Consider the following 24,889-nt stretch of genomic DNA (forward strand, 5'->3'; position numbering starts at 1 on the left):
ACATACCTCGGCTTGTTTCAATGAAGCAACCGCCCATATCCAAATCTCGCCCGTAGGCTTCATAGTCAATGTAATTCTGTAAGCTGGGTGGAATATCCCCAAGTGCCTGCAATTCGTCTATGTAGTAGTAGGCAACATCTGTCATGGTTTCACAGTCGGGATAATAATAAATGTCGTCCTTGTGTTCCACGACTTCTTCCAGCGTCCCGTAGTGGCTGATAAATTCGTCCAGACACTCTACGATATAATCGGGAAGTTCCTCTATCATTTCATACATCTCATTGAGTTCTTCAATGGAAACATACTCGCCAATCGCAATCGGGAAGTTGTCGGTATCATGGATTGCATATTCTTCATACTGTTCATTCAAGCCGATTTTTTCTTTCACATCTTCCTCGTCAATGGGGAACGTGAACCAAGCACCGACTAAATAGCCCTCATTGTATTTGCCAAGATTAGCAATATAAACCGCCATATCATCAATCATAAGCACCACCTCATTTCCTACTCTGGCAGTTCAAAAATACCGTGTTCCGTTACTAAAAATTTCCCGTGTTCCTGCAAGTGAGAAGCGTAGGCTTCAAAGTCAAAGTAATATTCTTGACAGTCCTCGGATAAATGCTTGAACGTCGGGTCATTCATCAGCTTTTGCCTTGCGACATCTATCATGCTTTTGCAGTCGGGATAAACCGTAATCACGTTCCTGCAAATATAAAGTGCTTCTAAATTCTCAAACACCGTAAGTAGTGATACATATTCTTCCTGCATATCGCTTGAAAGCTGGCGGTACATAAAATCTAATTCGTTGAGCTGGTACACGCTTGTATGTTCGTGGACTTCATCAGCATAAGGCAACACCTTTTCGATAATGCGGTAATCCCCACTTTCTGCACCGACACCTAACTTTTCTTCAAACTCGGCAACATCTATCGGCAGGTCAAACCAGTATGATATTGTTTTTTCGCCAGTTGTTCCTTTCGTTTCCACCAGCACCCTTGTTTCCTGCATTGTTCCTCACGTCCTTTCTGTTGTTTCATTACATCTTTTAAGGTCTGGTACGGCATACCAAACACATACTTTGAAAAATCTTCTAACTGTCTTTCTTCATAATCGGCAGAGTTCAGTTGTTTCATTTCATGCCACACCTTACGCTTGTAAGAGGGCAGGTCGGAAATGTATTCACAGCCGACGTTTGCCTGCATATCTTTAAAAATATCGTTCATTTCATCACTCCAATCTGAAATTTAGGTATGAAAAAAGCAGGAGACCTTTTCAGATTTCCTGCTCAGTAGAGTTGTGAAGATGTTATTGTTGTTATTTAATTTCAATGTTCGTCATAGTTACTAACCCAAGACGAACTAAAATAGTTTGTACGATACGATACCAAAAAACACCTAGAATTAGGAGTAAAGCATATAAAATAATTGACGCTTGTAAATATTGTCTGCCAAAGTGAATAAGAATAAGCAGTGGAGACATTAATATTACAAAGAATATAATGCTTGTAATTATTTTTTTTATGTTTTTTGTATCTGCTAAATCAAATTCAGCTCCACAAGAACATTTGTTAGGTATTCCTCCTTTTATTTGAGCACCACAGTTCATGCAATATAGTTTCTTCATTCTAATCACCTCTACAACCTCTAATTCGTCGTTTTTTTCATATCCATATTATACCATTCGCATATCAGTACCACAATAAAATTTTATGCTCCGATAATCTTATTAAAAAGTTCTAACAGCACATCTTTCACACCGCCAGCATTGAATACTAAACCGACAGCGATCAAGGCAACTACCAAGAAGCCGATAAGTTTGGAAAACTCACGTTTAAACCCTAAGTAGATACCGATAACCACAATCGCCATAAGCACTAAGCTCTGTGCGTTTGATAAAAACCATTGATATAAATTTTGTCCGAAATTCATTTAATTGTCCTCACTTTCTTCTAATTGTTTCATTTCACAGTCAGCTTCTTTGCCGACATTCAAAATACACATCAAGACTACGCCGATACCCATTCCCATAGATACCAGCAGGAAGTCTTTTAATAATACCCACATTTTTATCACTCCTAACTTTCTACTAAATCTTTTGCAGGGGTCGTCTGCTGTTTGATTATCATTTCATGTTTTTCTGTGAGCTTTGCCTGCTGTTCGATTGTTTCCATGTAGTCTGTACCGTTTCCCTTATCAATCTTTTTTAGCATTTTCAAGGTCGGTGCTACCTGCCTTTGTACCCACCGCAATGTACGGTCTAAGGTGTAAGGCTCTGGCTTTGTCGTCAGCTTCAAGCTCTGTCTGTTATCTCCGATAAACCAAGCCCAGCGGTCATTGAGTTTCCAGTCATTTTTTCGCTTGTCTGGTTCTTCATCAACAAACCGCACATACTGGTTGATAATAGAAAAGGCGGTCTGCTCTGCGTCATAATAGGTCAGCAAATCTCGTACTGCATAATAAGCTCGTTCATTGCGAAGCCGTATCTCAAAACGATTGATAATGTCGGCTTCTTCCAGAGGTGTCCCTAACTTGACATACTGCTCATAGTCCTTTTCATAGATACAGAAATACACATCTGATTTCAGCGAACCAAGATAAAGGGTACGTCCCATATATTCTCTGTCGTCCTCTCTGTGCTTGATAAGCTCGCCCGACTGGTAAAACTTATAGCTTCTGGACTTTCCGATATATTCCCGTTTCCTGCATTTTTCCGCAAGCTCTGGAATATCCAAAATGCCCGTATGGTCATTGATAGCAAGGTCGATACGCTTCATCACGCCCCCGTCTATAAGTGCGTCCATGAGAAAGTCATACCAGCTTCTTTGCTGTGCCAGCAGGTAGCTTTCAAACTGTCTGCAACCACGCCCCTTTAACTCTAAAAGGACACCTTTTTCTTCGTCAGCCGACGTATAGATAAAGATGTCCCCTAAAGAGTAATGCTCCGTATAGCTGTAATGTCCGTAATCTTCATGGAGCATATAATTGATATTCAGTTTTAATATATCTTTGATGATGTGCTGTATATCCAGCGTGGGAAAACGAATTTTTACATAATCAAACAACATGGTAAGCGGTGCTTCTGGATTGAACCTTGCCAGTTCTTTATGCAAAGTTTCCAAAAGCTCCTTTGACGGCTTCATTTTTCCGCTTTCTATCTTGTTGAGATATTCCCTTGTGATACCAGAAGCCACCGCCAGCCTGCCTTGTGAGATACCGTAAGCAATCCGTTTCTCCCGTAATTCTTTTATCCATTGTTCTTCATTCAGAACCATACCCCCAATCTATAAAGTGTGAAGTTTTTTAAAGCGACTTCACAGCCGATTTTTGTTAGGAAACCATGCCAGAAGTCTTATGTTTCCTATGTTTTTTGTCTATTGTCTATTTGCAAACGTACCCCTCTGTTAGATACCGAGGGGTTTTACCTGCTGGCGTGGCTTACGCCACACCAGCAACGGCTAGTCCGTGCCGTCGCCTTTCGCTTCGCACGTCGCCGTCCCGTCCTGCCTTGCGTTATTCGATTACCAGCGTGAACGCTTCTGGATCATCAACAATGTTGTATGAACCGAGCGTGTCCGCTGTCTGCGTATAGCGGAAATGAAACAAAGGCTTTTGTCCTTTCATGGAAAAACGGGAACGGTACACCGTACCATATAGAGCGTTTGGCTTTGCCACATCATAGCTGAACAGAGTAGAAGCAAAATCATTCTCCCTGCATTTTTTGATGATTTCCTCTGCACACTTTTCTTTGTCTGTTATGATAAGACGGTTGAGCGTAAAGGTAACGTGTTCTTCATGGAAGTTTTCTGATGAAGTCCCTATACTTCCTGCTACATCAATTTCACGTCCCCATTGCAGATAGGAAAACACCACTCCCAGCACAAAAAGTACCGTGATTGTTATGATTTTTCTCTTTTTGCACATACTGTTACTGTCCTTTCTTGTAGGGTGTATTATAATACAGTCTACGGTAATACATCTTATTTATCAATACAGTTGTATCTTATAATTCAAAGAAAAGACGAGGTACAGCGTATGCAGGTATATATTGATTTAGAAAATCTTTTGAAAGAGAAGAATATCAGTAAAAACAAAGTCTGTGAAGCGTGCAAATTACAACGGACACAGCTTAATAACTATTGCAAGAACAAAGTTTCCAGAATTGACCTCACAATCCTTGCAAAGCTCTGTGATTTTCTGGAATGTTCCCCAAACGACATATTGAAATTGAAGTAGGATTGTCAGCTTTCGTTGCTTGCAGTCCTTTTTTCTTCCAGTCTGCCGATTTCTTGTAAAAAATCATGTCCTTTTGGGACTAAAGGCGTGTAAAATTCGCTTATCACGCTTGTTCCCACATCACAATAGCCACGTCCCTTGATACGTTTCTGGAAAAACTGCTTTTTCACATCTGAACCGAACAGCATACCGTAACCTAATTCGCTGATACGCCCCAATCCCACACGGAAATTGAAGTTATCTCTGATACCGTCCGAGAAATACTTTGCGTCTGGACGCTGGCAGGCAACGATAAGGAAATAACCTGCTTGTCGCCCTAACATAACGATTTTCTTTAACTGGCTAAGTAAGCTCACGCTTTCTTTCGTCCCCAGCATTTCAAAAAATGCCACATATTCATCAAAGATAAGAAAGCAGGGTGGCAGTCCCAGATAGGCGTAGTTTTCGCCCGTCTTATAGTTCGGGTGTCGCTTCATGTCCTCACTTCGCTGTACCATGCCCTCATAAAAGGCATTGACGCAATCTATCATTTCTTCTTTGGTGTGATACACATTTCCCATAACTGTTCCCAAGTCCGCAAGGTCAGCGTTCTTCGGGTCTAAGATATAAAGGACAGCGTTGGTATGCAGTAAGGCTTCAATGAGCGTCAGCAGAAAATAGGTTTTACCGCCACCAGTCCCACCAGCAATCAGAGCGTGAGGGAGTGCGTCATATTCCCAGACAAGATTTTTCATCAGTCTAAGACAGCCGTTTTCTGCTCGTACTTCATCAATGGTAATGCGGTTTGCTATCATATCATAAAGCAGGGTATATTCGATATAGCCGTCATGCAGGGTCTTGTCGGTCAGTTCACAATATAAACCACTTTCCAATTTATCCTCTAACCGTAAAAGCTGGTCTTGATATTTCCCCAGCGTAATTTCACAGCGGATATGAAGCAGTCCTTTTTCCATTTGATAATAAATCTTTGGAAACCAGACGATTTTTTCCCTTGATCTGCTTTGCAGGTCAGTAAAAAAACCGCTGTCTTGTACGGTATCTACTTCATACCACTTATTTTCCAGTATCATTCTTGCCAGCTTTTGACGGTGCAGGAGCTTCTTAAAACTGTCGTAACAGAAGCGGTAATACAGAAAAGCGACCAATGTACAAACACCAGTCGCTATCAGTATGGTTATGAAGTTGTAAGGGGAGAGCGTCAAGCCGTTTTCTAACAAACTAAAATGCTCCCAATCGGTACGCATGAGCTGTTTTATATTCAATAGCAGAAGAACCACCACGAATACAAACAGAAGCGTCCCTATGGAAGTGTGGTAGACAAGGTACTTATCGCTGGCTCTGATACGGTGTCCTTTGTTCCAAATCTTACGCATAAATCAATCACTCCTTTCTGGGTACGAAAAAAGCAGTCAATCCTAAGACTAACTGCTTATATCGTTATTCATATTTTTTTCCAACAATATAGGTTACTACTAACAGTCCGATTACTAAAATAAGGATAGCTGGATATTTTACACTATCCCATACAGAAATACCACCAATCAGAAAACTAATATAGCAGATAATAGGATATAGAATAGCAGTTCCTAATGTAAACACTCTAAATACTGTTAATACATATCCCCAGTTTGCATTGTTGAATGATAAACCTGCCATGTGTATTCTAAAAATTCCTTGTGATACAAAATTAACTTTGTTTGTATCATAATATGTCGGCAATAGTTCTTTTGCGAAAATGCAAAACCAACTTGCAAACAAAAGCATTAACGCAGATATATACAGACTATCTCCCATTTCTTCTATGGAAATTCCAGAAACGGTTAATAATATTGCTTCTACAACTACCACACCGATTGAGATAAGAAATGCAAATATCCAGTTCTTTTTTCGTTGACGAATAGTATCACGCAATGACAAGTCTAACGAATTTACAACAAGATTTTCTACTACATCACTATCTAATGTTTTGTTTTCTTTTAATTTTTCTCCTTGTAAAAGTTCTGTTACTGTAATACCAAGTACGTCAGCAATAGGAATAAGTAATGTAACATTTGGCATACTGTTTCCACGTTCCCATTTACTAACTGTTTTATCGGACACAAACAACTTATCTGCTAAGTCCTTTTGTGTCATTTGTTTTTCCTTTCGCACTTCGGCTAAAAATTTTCCGAATTTTTCATTGTTGATTTGATACATTTGTGCCACCTCCTATCGTTATTTTAACCATTTACGATAAGGTAGGCAATCTACTAACGGGAGAGTACCGCTATTTTTCTAACTTATGAGGAGAATTTTTATTTTTTCGGCTGTCCCTGCGTGTTGTTGTTTTGTGGATTGCCTGCGTTCTGGTTGCCTTTATTCTTCAATACAATATCCTCTGCCTTTACATACCAGTCCACATCTGCACCACCAAAAGTCTTTCTTGATACGGTATCGGCTACTGGATTGACAAGCTCCACGACTGCATTGTACGGAAATTCCCTTAACGGTACTTCTGGCGGTACAGACACGGGGATAATTCCACCGTGTAAACTGCACTTCAAGTCATAGATACGCTTTTTAAGCTGGCTACTCGGTGTCCCGTCCTCATTTTGCAAGAACACATCACGCACCGCTGTAAATTTTAATTCTCCAAATGTTTTTTCTTTGTCAATGACAAAACCGTTTGATAATCTCATAAATTCTTCACTCCTTTACTTTTCTTCAACTGCCACAATATCATCAGCAAGCAACACATAATCGGTATGTCCCATATCCCCGATTGCGTAACCTCTGCCGTATAACTTCGGATTGACAAGTTTTACTTTCTGTTCATACTTGAAATGCTTTTCGCCAGCCTGCACGGGAATTTCCACGACAACATTTTCCCCTCTCTGCACATCTGAATAAAGGTTGTAGCTTCTTCTTGCGAAAAATCTACGGTTATCTTTATCTCTGTCAAAAACATGGTCGCTTTCGCCTGCAAATTCAAGAGTTCCAAAAGACTGTGCCATATCTGGCACGACATATTTCATTTCCATAGTGTTTTACCTCATTTCTTTCTATATTTGATAAGTTAATTGATTGTGATTTCTTATTCTGGCAGTTCAGGAAGTACCAGCAATCCCACAGATAGTAAAGGGTAAAATGTATGCTTCGCACCCTTGACTATCTGTGTTCTTGCAGGTCGTAGGCAGACAAGCCAGAATAAGCAAAAGTCTGCCGTTTGACAGCTTCGGCGGAGAGCGTGATTTTTCTTTCATCATACCGTTACCGCCTTATGATTTCTTCATTTTACGGCGTTTGTAGAAGAAGATACCTGCCAGCCCAGCACCAGAAGTCATAAGAAGTGCAAGCAGTCCGTAAAGGTTTGTGTTATCGCCCGTTTTGGGACTGTCGCTAGGTCTGCTAGGCTTTTCTGGTGTCTGTGGTGTTTCGGGTTTCTCTGGTTCTTCTGGCTTTTCCTTAAAGGTAATTGTCTGTCCCTTATCCTCAATATCCTTATGTTCGGTAACTTTCTTCGGTTCGTCTGGATTGCTCAAATCGTACAATTCCTCAAAAGTTACAAGCTGTTTGCCGTCAAGAGAAGTAGCGTCAAAGGTAAAGGCAACTTCCACTTTCATAGCTTCGCTGTCAGCAGTAAACGTATAATCACTTTCCACACGCTTTCCATTGATAAGAAGCTCTGCATTTTCTTCTTTCAACATCTGCCAGCCCACAAGTTTGTACTGTGTACCGACTTCTAAGCCCTCTAAGGTTACGGTATCAATGATTGTAACGTCTTTTCCAGCTTCAATCTCTTTGTTGCCGTCCTTATCGGTAGCGGTAGTATGTATCTTGATGATACGCTCTGTGATAAGTACCGTTTGCCCGTCGTCCTCAATGTCCTTATGTTCTGCAACTTTCACGGGTTCGTCTGGATTGCTTAAATCATACAATTCTTCAAAGGTAACAAGGTTTTTGCCACCTAAAGCAGACGCATTGAATGTATAGGAAATTTCCACTTTCATTTCCTCATCATCAGCGACAAAGGTATAATCGTTTTCTACACGTTTCCCGTCAATGATAAGCTCGGCATTTTCTTCTTTTAACATCTGCCAGCCTTTCAACTGATACTTTGTGCCTTTGGTAAGTCCGTCTAATTTTACAGTATCAACGATTGTAACCTCTTTTCCTGCAAGGATAGTCTTTTCGCCGTCCTTGCTGGTCGCTGTGGTATGGATAGAAATTTCTTTTTCGTATTCATCAGTCAGCGTTCCTAAATCAATCACAAGGTTATTTCTTGATACCACGATTTCAAAAGGTGGGATAAGTTCAAAGCCTTTGTTACTATCAGAGCGTAATTCTTCAATGATGTAGGTATCATAAGGTAACGCACCTTTGCTGTCGTCTGGTTCAGAAGTCCCAAACCACACACCGTCCTCGCTGGTCTTACCTGCGTTGGTATTATGCTTATGTGAAGCCCATTCAGCAGAAGTGGAGAACTGCCCGTTATCATCAGTTACCACTACATGATTTTCGCCCGTCGTCTTGCTTGTGATCCTAAACGGAACATCAGCAAGACGCTTGTGTGTACCTGCACCGATTTTTACGCCCTCAATATCCCCTCGCTTAATCTGATTGTAGATAGAATGGGCTTCGTCGGTTAAGTCCACGATTTTTCCATTTTCTGTGATTGTAAAATCAATCGTTTTTGCACCGTCAGTTAAGTAACCGTCGGGAGCTTCACTTTCAACGATACGGAATTTTCCATAAGGTAAGAGGTCAGCAGAAGTAGAAGCGACACCCTCAATATCTGTACGAATTGTCTTTACCACTTCATTTTTCTTGTATAGCTTTCCCTCAACTAAAACAGAATTATCATTTAAGGAAATGATGTCAAAGGCAGTATCTTTCAAAGTGGCACTTCCTTGTGGCTTTGTATCGCCCGTTTCTAAATCTCGTTTCTGAATTTTGACACCGCCACGGATAACCTTGTCTGATACGGAAAACTGGTTACTTCCAGATAGTACGGCAAGGTCGCCGTCCTCGGTAATCTGTGTTACATATAAGCCCTTAATCTGTTCGGACTTATCGCCAGCCTGCATATATGCACCGTCTAACAAGTAGCCGTTTGGAGCTTTTGTTTCTTCAACGGTTAGTGTCCCAAGTGGAAGAACCGCTTTGCCGTCCTGCATATAGAAGCTGTCGCCAGATACCTTGTATGCGTCCGCTAATTTTGTGATGTAGTGGGTTGTCCCGTCGTTGTCTGTTTCAGCGATTGTCTTTGTAACCCATGTACGAGTAGCTTCGGCAGGAAGATTGTCTTTAGTATAGAAGCCTGCATAATACTTCCATGTAAATTCCGCACCTGCTAGAGAAGCGTTCCCCTGCGGATTGTCTTTCTGTGTTTCCATATCAATCTTGAAAAGCTCAATCAAAGTGTCTGTTACTTTTGGTGTATCAGATACATTCAAGGTCGCTGTCTTTCCAGCTTCAACCTTTAAAGAATATACAGTTTTATCTACTTTATATCCTGCTGGTGCGGATAATTCCTTGATATAAACTGTGCCAGCCGTTACCTCTGCAACGTCTGTATTTCCGTTTTTATCAGTCGTAAGGGTGGCAAGCTGTTTCGTGCAGTCCTTATCAGCAAAGACACCGTAGGTCGCACCAGCGATAGAGTAATTCCCGTTACCATCGGTAATGCTGGTATTACTGGAAGTCTTTTGCAGTTTCGCATTTCCGACATTCAGCTTCGCCCAAAATTGTCCCAATTCCTGCCCCTCGCCAGAGTAGATATAACCGCCACATTCATAGCGTCCTTTATTTTCTTTGACAAAGGCTTTTGCACCAGCGAAAACTTCGTCCTGCGTAGCCTTTGGTATTTCGTCATAAGAAGCTCGCACGTTATCACATTGCCAGCCAAGATGTACGCTCAATCTCTGCCAGACTACACATTGTTCCAACAGATAGACTTGCTTGTAGTTCAGTTCCTTGTGAGCTTCGCCATACTGTTTGACATACTCTAAGGATAACGCCACATCTGAAATCTGGTCGGCACTCATGCGTGAGCTTGCGTCAGCTCTGGTCTTGTAGCCGTTCTTAAAATCTGTATTGATGTCAATACAATAGGCAGTTTCGCCCTCGACTTTCATATAGCCCTCATTGAATGTCGAACCGATAGAACCGTCATTCATTACTTTTTCAATGATACCGACACGCTCCGCACTTTCCGTCCAGTATTGCTTGCTTTCTGCATGAACGGGTGTAGTCGGTAAAGCAGTAACGACAGTTGCAAGAGCTAAGAAGCCCGTACACAATCGTTTCCATGTCTTTTTCATAAATCTAATGCTCCTTTCATTCGGGTAATAAAATAGCCGTCCAATAAGAACGGCTGAAAATAGAAAAGGAACGTCATGTTAGGCGTTCCATAGTCTATAAGTTATTCAATTTTTTCTTGTTTCAATACTGATGTGCTGTACCATATCTTTGCATATCTAGGAAAACTTGCGTATCAAGGCTCATTCGTTAGTAGTAAATAAGTAGTAAATTGATGTGTTTATTTCCTTGAAAATGCTGATAGATACTGTGTTTTAGCGGATAATCAGATTTTTATTGTGTTTTTACGGTAAAAAGGGCCAGTTTTCCAGCCCTTAAAATGCTCCCGCTATCAGTTTCATTTTCTCTGCTCTGGTTGCCGGGAGTACATGGGAATATAAACCCACTATAAAGTACAGCAAATCATCCTTTTATACAGCCAGAGGATACAGTAATATGCCGTGGCCCAATAAAGCACTGCATTTTTATGTCCCCTTCTATTCTCAGGCCTCCAGCAGATGGCCCAGCCCAAGGCTTGTAACCATTGCCTTATCTATTCTCTCCATCTCCTCCTGCTCCAGATGTCCTATGTATTCCCTCAGACGGTTTCTGTCAATAGTTCGGATCTGCTCGGCCAAAACTGTGGAATCCTGCTTGAGCCCCTTGCTGGTTCTGGGTATGCTTACATGAGTTGGTATAGAAGCTTTGGTGGTGCGGCTGGTAATGGCAGCCACAATCACAGTAGGACTGTATTTATTTCCCACGTTGTTCTGAATTACCAGTACAGGACGTACGCCGCCCTGCTCTGAGCCTATCACCGGAGACAGATCCGCGAAATATAAATCACCCCTGTACACATATTGCATATTCGTTCTATGTTCTCTGTTCATAGCAGCTCCTCTTTCAATTTTTTTATCCGGTCAGCTCTGACCTGTAGAAATTGTCCCCGCTATTTTAACTTTTAATCAAGCCTTCTGCATTTTCCTGTAAATATTTCTGTAGGCGCCACGTATATACTCCCTTTATTCCACATAGATACAAAATCATGCTCCATCTGGAAATCCTTTCATTTCCGCTTTCGGCGCACTTCTGTCTCCAGTTCCTCCTCCACAGCCTTCTTGTACAGAAAGGCATATCCACGTCCATCATCCATCCCCAAAAGCAACAGCTTCCCCGGCTCCTGTACACAAGAAGCTTCCCAGAACACAGCAGCATTGCCATAAGTCTGTGGCTCAGACCATCGGCCTGTACCTCCCGGTTGCCAGAGCCTTTAGGGTACTGTCATGAAGCACCTCCTTCTCATACTTATTCTGAGCCAGATAACCAGAATAGATAATATCTGTCATAACCAGAACAGGGAACTGGGGAGATATTACATTTCCATAATTCAAATGGGTCAGCGAGGGCAGCAGCACTACCTCATCGCAAAAAGCATCCAGCTCCGGCTTTTTTCTGGCTGCCAGAAGTACAGTCTTTGCTTTTCTCCTGTGGGCTTCCTCCAGGAGAAATAGGACAGTCTCTGATTCGCCGCTAATACTGACGCCGAAAACCACACAGCTTTCGTCCTGAAATACCCCGCGCATCCGTATCATGTCTCCATGGTCAATGGAGGTAATATCCACTCCGATCCGCATAAACCGCAGCTCCATCTCCCTTGCCGCCAGGCCGGAGCTGCCCAGTCCGCAGACAAATACGCGGCCTGCCTTAGCTATAAAGCGGCAGATACGCTCCACCTGCTTTTCATCCACAAGATTATAGGTCTTATTCAAAAGCTCCTGATAAACATTGAGCACTGTCCGGGTATTTCCGGTAATATCCTCCCGATTCACCGCAAAGCTTTCTTCATACTGGTAGATAAAATCCCTATATCCCCGAAAACCGCATTTTTTCGCAAATCGGGAGAGGGACGCTTCCGATACAAACAGCTTTCCTGCTACCGTTTTTGCGGAAAAATCTGCCAGCTCTCTGTTATAAATAAAATAATCCCCGATATTTTTCTCTACCGGGGTAAAATTCTCATAATTGGATTCAATTACAGGAATCACTGATCTCAAATACTCCATAGGACGCTCTCCTCCTCTTTTAGAGCTTACGGCTCTGATAATCCCTGCGCCCTGCCGCTTCTTTCCATAAAGTGATAGAAGGCCCCTCTCATCCCGGCATCATTGCCGTGCATGGCAAAAGCCAGCCTTGTCTTTTCCCGAATGCTGGACACCAGATACGTTGTAATTGCAGACTCTATTCTGGGCTTTAAATACTCCTCCTGGGCCATAATACCTCCACCCAGCACTACCACCTGGGGATTTATGACATAACAGATATTAGCAATCCCCTTTCCCAGCACCTGGCACATCTCCTCAATGGCTCCGGCGCAGATCTCGTCTCCTGACTTTGCCAGTTCAAATATCCGGTAGCCGTTCCACTCCTCCTCTGGTTCATTTTTGGCAGCAGACACTTTCTTGACTAAAATGCTGGCAGCTCCCAGGGTCTGGAAATCACTTCCGTCCATATGCATATATCCTACCTCACAGGCGCTGCCGCTGAAGCCGTGAAATACTCTGCCTCCGATCAGGATACAGCCTCCGATACCAGTTCCGATAGTAAGGCACAGTGCCGGGCTGCTTCCCAAAGCCGCACCAGACCTGGCCTCTGCCAGACCTGCGCAGTTTACATCATTCTCCACCTGGCAGGGAAGGCCGAATTCCGCTTCCATCCTGGCTTTGATTTTTGTCCCTGCATAATTAGGAATCAGAGGGCCAGAGTAAAATATCTCCCCCTTTTCTACATCCACCATCCCTGCGGTAGAGACACAGATTCCCTCGGCCTTCCACTCCCTCAGATAATCCGCCACAATTCCTACCGCCTTTTCAAGAAGACTGGGCCCGCCTTTCCAGGCTTGCGTAGGCGTCTTTCCCTTTGTCAGAAACTGCTCTTCCTCATTCAACACCCCATGCTTAATCTCTGTTCCTCCGATGTCAATGCATATGTATTTCCTCATCTCTTTTACCGCCTCCTTATCCGATTAAATTATATCATCCGTAAAAGGCAAACCTGCTCTTTTCCATGCGGTTTGCCTTTTCTCTTTCTTCTTAAGGCTTACTACTGATTAATCCTTATCTTGAAGATTGCCTTTTTAACTCTCTCCGGCTGTTCCACCTTGATCGCTGTGCGGTGCCCGTCCTCAGGATAGCAAATCAAGAAATCTCCCCTTCTCAAGATCACCCGGCTGTTAGGCTCTCCATCCAGCTGCAGGAAATCATCAGCCTCCACAAACTCCTTTTGTATCATATTCTCTATAAAGTTTAAATCAATCTGCTCCTGTCCTTCAAGGAGCAAATGCAAATCCAGATACTTCCTGTGAGCCTCCCAGAAGCGATTTTCAGCAGCAGTCGTCTCATACTCCACAATGTTTACAAACAGCCGATCTCCGTCAATGGGATGACAGCCCTTCTCAAGCCCTGCCAGGTCATGCGTATTTGCATAGTCAAAGCACTCCTTCAGCTCGTCTGGAAGAAAACGGTAGGTCTCCTTCTGTCTGATATTTCCAAAAATCACAGCTTCTCCTCCTTCATTAAAAAGTATCCTGATATTCAGGCTTTGATTGATATTTGCCTTCCCCTTTTATCTCCTTCTTAGAAAAGCAAAGGCCTGCCAGTAATACGGCCGCCCGATACACTACCAAAAGCCCCCAATCAATTACTATAAATCCCTGCCTTGCGAACTTCCCTTTCTGTATACTAAATGGCGTCTCTTCCCTTTTGAGCTGTCACAAAAGGGGAGGGACGCATTTCCTTTCTCTCATTTAAAGCTGCTCTAGCAGTACTTGGCAACTGCCGCCTTTACCATAGAAGCTGCTTCCTTCGCAATTACATAGTCAGACTCAATCAACTGCGGCAATGGCTCTCTTACGCCTCCTAAATCCAGGTTTTCATTGATACGGAGTATTTCCTTTATTACGCCGTACATATTGCCATGGCAGGAGCACATCTTATAGATGATTTCATTGGCTGCGTACTGTACAGGCATAGCCTCGGCAAGCCTGCCTGCCTTTACCAGCTCATCCATCTTCAAGAACAGCTCAGGCATAACTCCATAGGTTCCTCCAATGCCTCCATCGGCTCCGATCACCCGGCCGCTGATAAACTGCTCATCCGGGCCGTTGAAAATCACATAGCTGTCTCCTCCTGCAGCCTTGAACATCTGAATATCCTGCACCGGCATGGAGGAATTTTTAACACCGATGACTCTTGGGTTCTTTCTCATCTCAGCAAACAGGCTCTGGGTTAAAGCAACTCCAGCCAGCTGAGGAATATTGTAAATGATAAAATCCGTATTGGGAGCAGCCTGGCTCATAGCATTCCAGTAGGCCGCAATGGCATACTCTGGAAGGCGGAAATAAATAGGGGGAATCGCCGCGATGGCATCCACACCCAGGCTCTCGGCATGTTTTGCCAGTTCCACGCTATCCTTGGTGTTATTGCAGGCTACATGGGCAATTACGGTCAGCTTTCCCTTTGCTGCTGCCATAACATTCTCAAGAGTAATTTTCCGATCCTCCACGCTCTGGTAGATACACTCACCAGAGGAACCGTTTACATACACACCCTTCACGCCTTTTTTGATATGGTACTCGGTCAATGCCCTTACTCTCTCAGGGCTGATAGCTCCATTCTCATCGTAGCATGCATAAAATGCAGGGATAATGCCTTTATACTTCTCTAAATTTGCCATTTCCTATTCTCCTCTCGTTATGAACGCTTGGCATCTGTCCTTCAGACGCTTACGCGCATTGCTTCAGCTGTCTGACCTACTTCAATTCGTCAGCAAAGGCCTTTGTAATCAACTGGGGCCTTGTGATAATAGAACCAACCACTACGCTGAAGGCCCCAAGTTCAATCACCCGCCTGGCCTTGGCCGGCGTATTGATATTCCCCTCTGCTATCACCCGGTGCTTTGCCTTCGCCACAATCTCACGAATGATTTCAAAGTCATTTTCCTCAATCTTAAGACCTTTACTCTGTTCTGTATAGCCTACCAGTGTTGTTCCTATAAAGTCAAACCCCAGCTCATCCGCATGAAGGGCCTCCTCCACAGTAGAACAATCCGCCATCAGCAGCTGCTCAGGATAGGCTTCACGGATTTCCTTATAAAAATCCTCCAGGCTTTGGCCTCCGGGTTTCAGATCCGATGTTGCGTCCAGCGCGATAATTTCCGGTTTAACCTCCATAAGCTCATGGATCTCTTTCATGGTAGGGGTGATGTATACCTTACTGTCCTCATAATCACGCTTGACGATTCCTATAACTGGAAGATCCACCTGAGTTTGAATCTCAGCAATGTCTTCCTTGGTATTAGCCCGAATGCCCCAGGCTCCCCCTTCCTTTGCTGCCAGAGCCATACGGCCCATGATGAAGGAAGAATGAAGTGGTTCATGAGGCAGAGCCTGACAGGAAACAATCAGCTTTCCCTTTAGGTTTTCAACTTTCTCGATCATGTATTGCTCCTCCTTTGTTCTTATGATCTTAGTATAGCAGACATGAATTTATTTTCAATAGTTTCATTTAATCAAGAAAGTTCTTTCACTGTTTTTACATTTCTATTGTATATATTACCAATTTTATCTCTCTTTTTTTATGCATACCGCACAATTCCTCGAAGGTTGTTTCTACAAAGCATTTTGCATATGCCCGGCTTCTGCCCATTTTCTGCTATATACCCGCTCTTAGCTTTAACAATGTTTCATTTAAAAGAGTGGAGGATGTATTCCTCGTATAAGGGAAATAGACAATATCTACTCCGACCTTTTGAAACTCCTCCTCAAACCGATTCCACTTCTCCGTGTTTTTCCAGTCATCGCCTACAAATATAACATCAAACTGATAGGTTCTCCACGCCTCCATTTTATTCATATTCGTTTGGGGCACTGCCTTGTCTACATACCGGATCGCTTCTACAATCTGAATCCGTTCCTCAAAGGGTATCACAGCACGCTTATTTTTATAGGCTACCAGATCGTCGCTGCTTACGCCTACAATGAGATAATCGCACTGTTCCCTTGCCCGTTTCAACAAATTTAAATGTCCAATATGAAATAAATCAAAAACTCCTGTCGTATATCCGATCTTATAGTTTGCCATCTTTCGTCCTCTCCTTTATGAAAGCCATTGCCCATCCTCCCTAAGCTCCTTCCATCCCTCCGAAGGATGGTAGTCTAATTGCTTCCCTGTTATTTGATCAGCCGTAAGCATGTGCTTCGCTTCATCTGAAACTTCAATTTCATCTAAAGCAATTTCATGTTCCAAAAAATAATTTAAATAGGGAATCCTCCGGGGATTCAGACCCATTAATTTTACCGTAGCCAAATCAACTGCCAGAAGGCTTTCACCGGCTACCAGCATACCAGAAGGCTTTGAATGTACACAGAAAGGCCCCTTGCCCTCCCCTCCGATTATTCCGTCTACTACCGTAAAGTAACCCCGCTTCTTCATTTCCATCCCATGGTATAAATCTACAACCATCCTCCATATGGTGTCATTTCCGCTCCAGGCTCCCCGCTCCTTTACCTTGGCAAGGCTTCCTCTGACCCAGCTCTTAAAATCCGGATACTCGTCCCCTCCCATGGAGGGAAATCCCACCCTCCAATGCACCAAGTGGTTCTTCTCGGTAATCGCTCCCACTAATCCCTTCAGATTAAGAGTTACCCCCACCTTATGATGGGTCTTCATCTTTGGAAGTGATATATATACATCCGCATCATATATACTTTTAGAAAACCCGTAGAGCTGGTTGTCTTTGGTATGGGCCTTTATAGTCTCCTTTCTCTGCTTAAAAACCCCACGGAACAAAAGCGGATTTACAGAATACAAAAGGGACCGGCGGCCTAAATTAATGGTTTCCTGGCCCAGCGGATCGCCTGGCCCAGCGGCCATTTTGTTTTTCTGTCCATAATAGTTTAAATCCCTGCAAATAAGAGGACGCAGATCCAAAATTTCGCAGGGAACGTTATATTTGCTTTTTAAGTGCTCCAGGTTTAATACCTGCATTAATTCATTGAAATCAGCGTCTATGGATGGATTATCCCCAATGATAATCTTTCCCCTTCCCTCCAAAGCAACTGCGGCATAATCGGCTATTACCTCCACCAGATTTGGATGGGTAATGACGCTGTACAGAGTATCTTTATGAGGACAGGATTCACGCCAGCGGGAGGCAACCCAGTTGGGCTTAATAAAAACAGTCATTCCCGGCGTAATTATGTGTCCCAATGGGTTGTGGGGATGATAGCCCAGCTGGAAGAACAAGGCATCCACAGCCCTTTTTACCTCAGATAATTCATAGCTCTCTGCCCGCGCCCTTGCAACACGATATACATATCCCATAGATTTTAAAGCACCCCCTCCTCCATCAAATCCAAAAACCATTCCAGACAGAACACCAGCCACTTTTGATCTCCAGTCATGGAAGCAGTGCAGCCCTTGATAAATTCAGGCCTAACGGGGCCCCGCCAGTTTGCCAGCCATTGATCCATGGGCCGCTTGAAGGGGATCTTATCAGGAGCAGCTATCTGAGGATATTTGCGGCTGAATAATTCACGGATCAGGTATTTGCTTTCTCCTCCCCTAATTCTGTCCAGATCCAGGGGGACGGACAGATGCATTGCTTCATAAGGCTCCAGGGACTGAACTCCAGCTAAGGACAGGGGGTTCTCAAAGGAGGGAATCGAAGCAATCCCATGTATCTGTTCAAGAAAACCAAAAAGGTCAATGGAATTGCTTCCTGTCCTGAAGCGCTCGTACACGGGAACAACAGACACAGGATTTGTCAGGGCTTGTTCCGGCTTTACCATAGTATACCGTTCCACCAGCTCATCAAAGGTCCAGTCCTTTGAAAGAAGTCCGGTTAAGCCTCCAAATAAATAGTCAGAGCCATTTCCCATTAAAAGCTTATGAATCCCATCTGCCTTAGCTTTTTTCGCGGCTGCGTACACCGCACACTCAATCTGGTGGAGCGGAGCCCTCCTCCTCTTCATAAGAGCCGGTCCGCTTTTTAAATAATCCTCCCATGTAACTTCTACAACATGAAAATCCAGGCTGTACTGCCGGGCATACAAAGAAGCCTTCACGGTCTCATCCACTGCGTTAGGAGCTACGAACCGAATGCTGTAGGCTTTTGTGCCTTTGGGCAGATAAGAAGCCAGAATAGCGGAGTCTATCCCTCCGCTTAACAAAATTCCTGTTTGTTTATCAAACCTTTCCTCTAAGACCTGCCTAATCGCAGCATCAATATCATCCGCAGACGCAACGCTTTGAATTAGATTCGTTGGTTTCTGGGGATATTGAGGAATTAATGTTTCAGAAAATCCAACCCCCTGGGAGGCTACATACCGAAACGCTAAATATGAGCTCATACAAAAATTTTTATCAACCATGCTGCTTCTCCTTTGTCTGTTGTAACATCAAAAATCCTCCCACTTTTCTCCAGATTTTAACTGTATCGCCGGCTCAATGGACAGCCTCACGTCCGTACCGTTACAGTAGCAACAAGCCTCCATATGCCTTGGGTTGCTTATATATTCATCCAGCCATACCCTAAAGGTCTCACTGTCAGATACCGGAAGATAACACCCCCCCCCCCATTTGGCCTACGGGGTGCAAAGCCCTGCAGCTTCCACGCAATAACCGAACGGGAGCAGCGTCCAAGGAATCCATCCTCCAGGGTAAGACAATTCCGAAAAAGACAGTTTTGAAAGCGGGTTTCTGCCTCAGCTCCAGGCTTATAGGTCTTTCCCTTGCCCAAATCAAACCACTTGTCTTCTTTTGAAACAAAATGATACATTTCATATCGGATCGAATGATCATAAAGCCACTGCTGCACCTTCCCGCTAATGTTAGAAGCGACCGGATATTGGCTGATACGGACGATAAATTTCTCGTGGCGCAGGCTAGCAGGACTTACATTGGGAAGCACAGTGCCATTTGTAGCAATCAGACATTTTTCTATTTCAGGACAATGCCGCACAAATTCAAGGAGTGTCTCCAATCTGGGATATATGAACGGCTCTCCGCCCTGGATTTGCAATAATCGAATCCTGGCATATTTGGTGATTATCTTTAAATGCCCAATGATGCGGTTTACATCATAGCGGAGGGTCTCTTTAGGCGCAAAAGGCGCGAAATTACCGCAGTCACGGCAGCGGAGGTTACAGGCCTGACCCACTATTACCACTAAGAAGCGTATGTATAATTTATTCTGTTCCTCAATGCTCTCTGATTCCTTCATTTCACACCTCTCCTTACTCCTTGCAAAATACGGCTGTTTCCGAGAAAAAATCGGTTACGAAGGTTAAATGGTATTTATCGGCAAAATCGCGCACAGCCTCCTTTGCCTGCGGGAAGGACAGGCTGTAGTAATCATGAACCGCTATAAAGCCGCCTCGGTTCAGCCTAGGATAAAAATATTCCAGGCCGGCTGTGATCGGCTTATACAGGTCGCAATCAATGTGGACAAATGCAAACCTGTCTTCCAATCCCTCCAGGGATTCAGGGAAATAGCCTTCCTTTATAATGCAGCTTTCAGGATAGAACATTTTTTCTAATACATGCTCCGCATTTGAGCGGACATTGTAGTATTCAAGCAGATCAGCTGTCCGTGCCTGGGACGCGTCCATATCTCGCTTGTCAAATCCGCTGAACGTATCAAACAGATAGAGTGGCCTGTCTGGAAAATACAGGTTCAGGTATTTGGCTGTATCGCCAAAGTCAACGCCAAGCTCAGCCACCGCACCCGGAACATTCCGGCGCAGAATTTCATTTGCAAGACACTGATGTAAAATATGCTTTTCGTATTGATGAACATGACGGAAATCCAATATCTTATCAAAGGGAATCCCTCTTTTCATATATTCCCGCTGTAAACCGTTAAAATCCTCGACAATGGAAAAAATAAAGTCCGCCTCTCCCGGATATTCCTTAAGATCCCCATAGCAGGGAAAGGCGTCTCCCACAGCCTTTCGAATACTACAGTCCCGTTCAATAAAGCCTGCAATTTCAAACATAGCGTCAATGCGCTTTGCAAGCTTTTGACCGCGGGTATCGGCTCCGTGAATCAATATCTTTCGTTTATTCATACTTATATATCCTCTCTCCCTGGAAATTGTAATTCTGAAATTGTATGCGGGTAGATACGCCTCCCCTGGGGTGGAAGCTCCATATAGCGCTCGCCAAACATCTGGCGCAGCATATCCTCATATTGCTCCGGCCCATAGAATTGATGTCCCTCAAACTCTAAAAGGGAGCCTTTTCCTATCAGCGCTTTACTGTATACCCTACTTTTGTACATATTAGGCGTATCCCATATGAAATAGTGGGTCCATCCCGTATCAAAGCAGTTGCAGAGCTGCACAACCGCCTCTCCCAGCCTGCGAAGGAAACGTCCTAACTTGCTGAACCGGCTGCTCCCATCATACCATCTACATGCTTGCGCAAGCCTGAACAAAAACATGGAGCCTCTCTCCTGAAGCAGATTAAAACGGTTTGGAAATGGGAAGACATAGTCAATCGGAAACGTGTCAATCATAATCATCATTTTCTGACTGCTAGCAAACAAACGCAGCACGCTGTTTTTCAGACCAAGGTTTTTTCTAGACGGCATTTCCTGTATCTCATATGTATCACCAAGCTCCTTTTGCACCACCCGGTAAAAGCGATTGTAATCCTTGCGAAGCATCGCCACATCAATATCATCATCCCAGGGTATGAAGCCCTTATGCCGCACTGCTCCAAGCAGAGTACCTGAGGTTATATAATATGGGATGCCGTATTTTTTACATACCTTATGGAAAAAACAGAGCAGATCAAGAAGACACCTTTTTAATTGTGCCTGCTCCTCCTGACTTACCTGTATTGGACGCTCAATCCTGCCTGTATCACAATAGGAGTAAATATCAGGAGCAAGGATACAATCCAGGGGCACCCCATAGCTTGTAAGCCTTGCCTCTATCTGAGGATAATTATAAGCAGAATTGATCAGATACCTTGCCCCCTCTCTTCCATACCGTTTTAGCAGGCTATCCAGGGATTGTACGGCAACTCCGTTAATCACTGTCCCGATTTTAGCTTCGCTGGCATCGCAAAAGGCAACAGGTTCTATAGCAAGGCGGCGCAGCTCCTTGAGCATATTACGTCCATATTCTCCCGCCGGGTACAGTATCAGCGGTTTTTCAGTCAGACGGGGATGACGAATATAGGTTTTTCTTTTATTCATTTAGATAGGTTCATTCCTTTCTTTTTTCCCAAGGCATTATGAAAAGCTGCTGCATTTCACCCTCAATCCCTTTTATACGTCACTTCAACGGTTCATAGAGATTCAGGAACTCCTCCAAGCAATACAGCTGCCATTTCTGATTTCCTGTCAAGGCCCTCATGTCAATATCCTTCCTAAATTCTTCTCTTTGAGGTCCAGTCCATTCCTTAAAATACAGGTCTACCGGTCTTGGCATAGGCAGCTTTTGGGGAATGGGATACCCCGGATATTTCATTGCAAACAACTCACGAATCAGGTATTTCGGTTCACCATGACGGATTCTGTATAAATCAAGCTTCTCCGCCATTTTCAATTTGGCATAAGGATCTGTATAGGGCATTCCGGCTGCATGAAAGGCATTTAAATAGGAGCTAAAGCTTTCAATTAAAGCTACATCCTCCATAAATTTAAGATAATCAATACACCCCCCCCCCCCATTATTTCCGTCAAGCTCTGCCAACTTACTATTATCTCTTAATTCCCAAGCGCCGCTGCCAGCCCCATCTATTATTTTCTTTTCTCTATCACACCGATACCGCTCAAACAGGTATGAAACATCCGCTGGCTCTTTCAAAACATCCTGAGGCTTAGTGAACATATACCGCTCCACAAAGTCATCAAAGGCCCAGTCCTCCGACAGGAGCTGATCCATTCCTCCAAAAATATAATCCGCTCCGTTCCCAATAATCAGCCGTTCAATCCCATCTCCTTTCGCCTGCAAGGCTGCCTGATATAGCTGCGGCTCTATAGAATGTACAGGCGCGCCCTTGGCTTTCATAACAGGCTGAAGATTTTCAGTCACCGTACTCCAATTAATATCTACATAGTGAAGCTTCAGATTATAAACCTTAGCATAATACTCTGCTCTTTTCAGCTCCTCCGTCTGAAACCCGCCTCTCAGAAATCGGAAGGTATACCCATCGCAGCCCTCCATATAGGAGGCCAGACTGGCAGAATCCATCCCGCCGCTGAGCATAATTCCAAGCCTCTGCCCCTTAAGCCCTTCAAATACCTGGGCAACCTCCCTGTCAATGGCTTCGGCTGAGTCGACCAGGATCTTTTCATGTTCTGGCGCCGGAACAAAATTATGATGCTTTGTTTCTTCGTAAAAATCCACATCCTCTTTTTCGATATAGCGAAAGGCCATATAAGAGCTCATACAATATTGCTTATCGATCATTTTGCATCCCTTCCTTTAATGTATCATCAACCTGTATTTCCCTAAGAGGAGGCAGAGCGTAGGCTGACAGGCTGACAGGAGGAAACCGCACAGGTTCCATATATTCCCCGTACATCCGCCGTAAAGGCAGCTGGCAATCGGCAAAGCCCATCAGAGAATACCCCTCAAACTCATACTCCTTCAGGCGATCCAGCCACTCCGACTTATAGCGCCAATAGCCCTTATGGCCTTTTGAGGTCACAACAGGCACTGCCAGGCAGCGCAAATATTCAGTGGGTCTACGGTTCAGCCACTTTATCAAGGCTTTGTATGCCCTGTTTAACGTGTGAAATGGAATGAGAGCCAGCAGACAGTACAGAGCTTTGTAAACATAATTAGGCTCGGTTCTTTTTCCTATTTCCGCCCAGGAGGCCTTGCGAAAGAAAAAAGCCACCAGGTTGCAGATTAACTGCCCGGTTTTACTGTTGGGAATGTAATCCACCGGCATAATATCAATGTATACTCCCTGTTCATAGGGCAAATCCTCTGTATTGGGGCGTATAAAGGAGGTATTGCGCCTGCGCAGCTTACCATAGCCCCACCGGTACCCCTCGGTCTGAAACCGATCCTGGAAGTAAAAGCGTTTGCTGTCCAGCTCCTGTTCACAGGCCCAAACGAAGGTGTCATAGTCAGAACGCAGCAACGCTACGTCCGCATCATCATCCCAGGGAATAAAGCCCTTATGCCGCACTGCTCCTAGCAGCGTGCCTCCTATCATTGTGTATCTGATATTGTTTTTCCGGCAGATACGGTCAAACTCTATTAATAGCTCCAGCTCCGTTAGCTGCAGCCTGCGCAGCTCCCCTGCCGGCAGGGGCTGGACCTGCTTTGTCTCAATCATTCTGGTATTCCTCCGGACGTAAATATTCTTCTGTACACCATCCCATTTCTCTAAACACATCTCCAAAGTCAATTTTGGAGGCCGGAGCTACTGCATACCGAAGCTTTGGGGGAGGCAGCTCCATATAGTGGTCTCCGAAATCTCCAGATAAGTACCAGTGCGTATCCTTTACAGTAAACACCCTAAAGCCCTCAAATTCTATCTCAGCCCGTTCAGCCAGCTTATCCGGACGCCAGCCCAGTCCCGGCTGCTCCCAATCGAAGGCATAGCCAAACTGTCTGATTCCCTTGCCGCCATATATCTCTATATCATTATATTTCCGGGCGGTTTTCTCTAATAGAGCAGCCACCGCTCTTCCAGGAAGCAAGGACAGCAAGCTGTACCACAGACGCATATACCATTGATCGGCCTGATATTTCCCTACAATCGAATATGCTATTTTTCTGAGGCAAGCGCATGAGCGCGCCTGTCTCCGCAGACGTCCCATCTCCTTTGATCTTACAAACTCATCCCTCAGCTCCCATTTCCAGCGGTAGGGATCTACGTATTTCTTGTATACATTTGCAAGGATCTTCTGGTGCAGCTCCTCATCTATCGGCAAATAATCGTATGGAAATATATCAATGGAAATACCTGTTTTGTATTTCATATGCTCCTGCCCGGCACGAATATATTCCGTACCAAGCCGGCGTATCTTTCCATAGTTCCAGCGGTAATATTTATCTGTTTTCCAGGTTTGCAAAAAATACCGGGAGGAATCTGCTTCTTTCGGAAACACCTGGCAGAACCGTTCATAATCGTCGCGGAAAAAGCCTACGTCTACATCATCATCCCATGGAATGAAGCCTCCATGGCGTACCGCTCCCAGCAGCGTGCCTCCACATAAAAAATAGCTTATGTTGTTTTTCCTGCAGACCCTATCCAGCTCCAGCAAAATGTCAAGCTCAACCATCTGCAGCCTGCGTAGCTGCGCAGGCGTAAATTTAATTTCATTTACCGGACGTTTTGCCATTTTTG

General features: G+C 44.1%; 30 protein-coding genes. 1 reads left to right on the forward strand and 29 read right to left on the reverse strand.

The window, feature by feature from the left end; translation table 11 throughout:
* From FYJ39_RS03790 to FYJ39_RS03825, 8 genes are all read right to left on the reverse strand, one after another.
* Positions 1–487, reverse strand: a 487-nt coding sequence (locus FYJ39_RS03790) for an antirestriction protein ArdA (protein ID WP_154471135.1), incomplete at its 3' end; no start/stop codon positions are given.
* A 17-nt stretch (positions 488–504) separates the two neighbouring features.
* On the reverse strand, positions 505–1,008 hold the full coding sequence (locus FYJ39_RS03795) for an antirestriction protein ArdA (RefSeq protein WP_154471136.1): 504 nt from the start codon (positions 1,006–1,008) through the stop codon (positions 505–507).
* Complete coding sequence (locus FYJ39_RS03800) at positions 927–1,223, reverse strand: conjugal transfer protein (protein ID WP_154471137.1); 297 nt, start codon at positions 1,221–1,223, stop codon at positions 927–929. Before FYJ39_RS03800 ends, FYJ39_RS03795 begins: the two co-directional genes overlap by 82 nt.
* Positions 1,224–1,314: 91 nt before the next feature.
* Positions 1,315–1,623, reverse strand: coding sequence for a hypothetical protein (locus tag FYJ39_RS03805; RefSeq protein WP_154471138.1), 309 nt, complete (start codon positions 1,621–1,623; stop codon positions 1,315–1,317).
* Between the two features lie 83 nt (positions 1,624–1,706).
* Positions 1,707–1,928, reverse strand: coding sequence for a hypothetical protein (locus FYJ39_RS03810; RefSeq protein ID WP_002323342.1), 222 nt, complete (start codon positions 1,926–1,928; stop codon positions 1,707–1,709).
* A complete protein-coding gene (locus FYJ39_RS03815; protein ID WP_021374396.1) occupies positions 1,929–2,063 on the reverse strand; it encodes a DUF3789 domain-containing protein in 135 nt (44 codons plus the stop codon).
* Positions 2,064–2,074: 11 nt separating this feature from the next.
* A complete protein-coding gene (gene mobT / locus FYJ39_RS03820; RefSeq protein WP_005428611.1) occupies positions 2,075–3,271 on the reverse strand; it encodes a MobT family relaxase in 1,197 nt (398 codons plus the stop codon).
* Positions 3,272–3,509: 238 nt separating this feature from the next.
* A complete protein-coding gene (locus FYJ39_RS03825) occupies positions 3,510–3,920 on the reverse strand; it encodes a hypothetical protein (RefSeq protein ID WP_154471139.1) in 411 nt (136 codons plus the stop codon).
* A 111-nt stretch (positions 3,921–4,031) separates the two neighbouring features.
* Here FYJ39_RS03825 and FYJ39_RS03830 point away from each other — a divergent pair, with 111 nt between their 5' ends.
* Positions 4,032–4,232: a helix-turn-helix domain-containing protein gene (locus FYJ39_RS03830; protein WP_004612745.1), complete on the forward strand. Its 201-nt coding sequence runs from the start codon at positions 4,032–4,034 to the stop codon at positions 4,230–4,232.
* A 5-nt stretch (positions 4,233–4,237) separates the two neighbouring features.
* On the opposite strand, the gene FYJ39_RS03835 is transcribed toward FYJ39_RS03830, so the two are convergent.
* The 21 genes from FYJ39_RS03835 to FYJ39_RS03935 form a co-directional block, all read right to left on the reverse strand.
* Complete coding sequence (locus tag FYJ39_RS03835; protein ID WP_154471140.1) at positions 4,238–5,605, reverse strand: FtsK/SpoIIIE domain-containing protein; 1,368 nt, start codon at positions 5,603–5,605, stop codon at positions 4,238–4,240.
* Positions 5,606–5,669: 64 nt separating this feature from the next.
* Positions 5,670–6,428, reverse strand: a complete 759-nt coding sequence (locus FYJ39_RS03840; RefSeq protein WP_154471141.1) for a helix-turn-helix domain-containing protein — start codon at positions 6,426–6,428, stop codon at positions 5,670–5,672.
* Positions 6,429–6,526: 98 nt separating this feature from the next.
* The gene (locus tag FYJ39_RS03845; protein WP_154471142.1) at positions 6,527–6,910 is read right to left on the reverse strand and encodes a YdcP family protein; all 384 of its coding nucleotides are present in this window, start codon (positions 6,908–6,910) and stop codon (positions 6,527–6,529) included.
* Between the two features lie 15 nt (positions 6,911–6,925).
* A complete protein-coding gene (locus FYJ39_RS03850; RefSeq protein WP_005340715.1) occupies positions 6,926–7,252 on the reverse strand; it encodes a YdcP family protein in 327 nt (108 codons plus the stop codon).
* A gap of 66 nt (positions 7,253–7,318) precedes the next feature.
* Positions 7,319–7,477 (reverse strand): hypothetical protein, encoded by a 159-nt coding sequence (locus FYJ39_RS21455; protein WP_235919731.1) that lies wholly within the window; start codon positions 7,475–7,477, stop codon positions 7,319–7,321.
* Positions 7,478–7,489: 12 nt separating this feature from the next.
* On the reverse strand, positions 7,490–10,534 hold the full coding sequence (locus FYJ39_RS03860; RefSeq protein WP_154471143.1) for an SrtB-anchored collagen-binding adhesin: 3,045 nt from the start codon (positions 10,532–10,534) through the stop codon (positions 7,490–7,492).
* 480 nt (positions 10,535–11,014) lie between these two features.
* Positions 11,015–11,401: a type II toxin-antitoxin system PemK/MazF family toxin gene (locus tag FYJ39_RS03865; RefSeq protein ID WP_154471144.1), complete on the reverse strand. Its 387-nt coding sequence runs from the start codon at positions 11,399–11,401 to the stop codon at positions 11,015–11,017.
* 342 nt (positions 11,402–11,743) lie between these two features.
* Complete coding sequence (locus FYJ39_RS03870; RefSeq protein ID WP_154471145.1) at positions 11,744–12,574, reverse strand: MurR/RpiR family transcriptional regulator; 831 nt, start codon at positions 12,572–12,574, stop codon at positions 11,744–11,746.
* Between the two features lie 26 nt (positions 12,575–12,600).
* Complete coding sequence (locus FYJ39_RS03875; protein ID WP_154471146.1) at positions 12,601–13,509, reverse strand: ROK family protein; 909 nt, start codon at positions 13,507–13,509, stop codon at positions 12,601–12,603.
* Between the two features lie 101 nt (positions 13,510–13,610).
* A complete protein-coding gene (locus tag FYJ39_RS03880; protein ID WP_287848259.1) occupies positions 13,611–14,066 on the reverse strand; it encodes a YhcH/YjgK/YiaL family protein in 456 nt (151 codons plus the stop codon).
* A 258-nt stretch (positions 14,067–14,324) separates the two neighbouring features.
* A complete protein-coding gene (locus FYJ39_RS03885) occupies positions 14,325–15,242 on the reverse strand; it encodes a dihydrodipicolinate synthase family protein (protein ID WP_154471148.1) in 918 nt (305 codons plus the stop codon).
* A gap of 76 nt (positions 15,243–15,318) precedes the next feature.
* Positions 15,319–16,005, reverse strand: a complete 687-nt coding sequence (locus FYJ39_RS03890) for an N-acetylmannosamine-6-phosphate 2-epimerase (RefSeq protein WP_154471149.1) — start codon at positions 16,003–16,005, stop codon at positions 15,319–15,321.
* A gap of 214 nt (positions 16,006–16,219) precedes the next feature.
* Positions 16,220–16,648, reverse strand: coding sequence for an adenylyltransferase/cytidyltransferase family protein (locus FYJ39_RS03895; RefSeq protein ID WP_154471150.1), 429 nt, complete (start codon positions 16,646–16,648; stop codon positions 16,220–16,222).
* A gap of 15 nt (positions 16,649–16,663) precedes the next feature.
* Complete coding sequence (locus FYJ39_RS03900; protein ID WP_195840368.1) at positions 16,664–17,890, reverse strand: DUF362 domain-containing protein; 1,227 nt, start codon at positions 17,888–17,890, stop codon at positions 16,664–16,666.
* A 5-nt stretch (positions 17,891–17,895) separates the two neighbouring features.
* On the reverse strand, positions 17,896–18,939 hold the full coding sequence (locus FYJ39_RS03905) for an asparagine synthase-related protein (protein WP_154471152.1): 1,044 nt from the start codon (positions 18,937–18,939) through the stop codon (positions 17,896–17,898).
* Between the two features lie 137 nt (positions 18,940–19,076).
* Positions 19,077–19,790, reverse strand: a complete 714-nt coding sequence (locus FYJ39_RS03910; protein ID WP_154471153.1) for a radical SAM protein — start codon at positions 19,788–19,790, stop codon at positions 19,077–19,079.
* 13 nt (positions 19,791–19,803) lie between these two features.
* Positions 19,804–20,637: a TylF/MycF/NovP-related O-methyltransferase gene (locus tag FYJ39_RS03915; RefSeq protein WP_154471154.1), complete on the reverse strand. Its 834-nt coding sequence runs from the start codon at positions 20,635–20,637 to the stop codon at positions 19,804–19,806.
* Between the two features lie 2 nt (positions 20,638–20,639).
* Positions 20,640–21,773 (reverse strand): LicD family protein, encoded by a 1,134-nt coding sequence (locus FYJ39_RS03920; protein WP_154471155.1) that lies wholly within the window; start codon positions 21,771–21,773, stop codon positions 20,640–20,642.
* 79 nt (positions 21,774–21,852) lie between these two features.
* Complete coding sequence (locus FYJ39_RS03925; RefSeq protein WP_154471156.1) at positions 21,853–22,992, reverse strand: asparagine synthase-related protein; 1,140 nt, start codon at positions 22,990–22,992, stop codon at positions 21,853–21,855.
* Positions 22,982–23,872 (reverse strand): LicD family protein, encoded by an 891-nt coding sequence (locus tag FYJ39_RS03930; protein ID WP_195840369.1) that lies wholly within the window; start codon positions 23,870–23,872, stop codon positions 22,982–22,984. Before FYJ39_RS03930 ends, FYJ39_RS03925 begins: the two co-directional genes overlap by 11 nt.
* The gene (locus FYJ39_RS03935) at positions 23,865–24,884 is read right to left on the reverse strand and encodes a LicD family protein (protein ID WP_195840370.1); all 1,020 of its coding nucleotides are present in this window, start codon (positions 24,882–24,884) and stop codon (positions 23,865–23,867) included. The genes FYJ39_RS03930 and FYJ39_RS03935 overlap by 8 nt, the downstream gene beginning before the upstream one ends.
* Between the last annotated feature and the right edge of the window lie 5 nt (positions 24,885–24,889).

Source organism: Clostridium porci (genome assembly GCF_009696375.1).
Classification (GTDB): Bacteria; Bacillota; Clostridia; order Lachnospirales; family Lachnospiraceae; genus Enterocloster; species Enterocloster porci.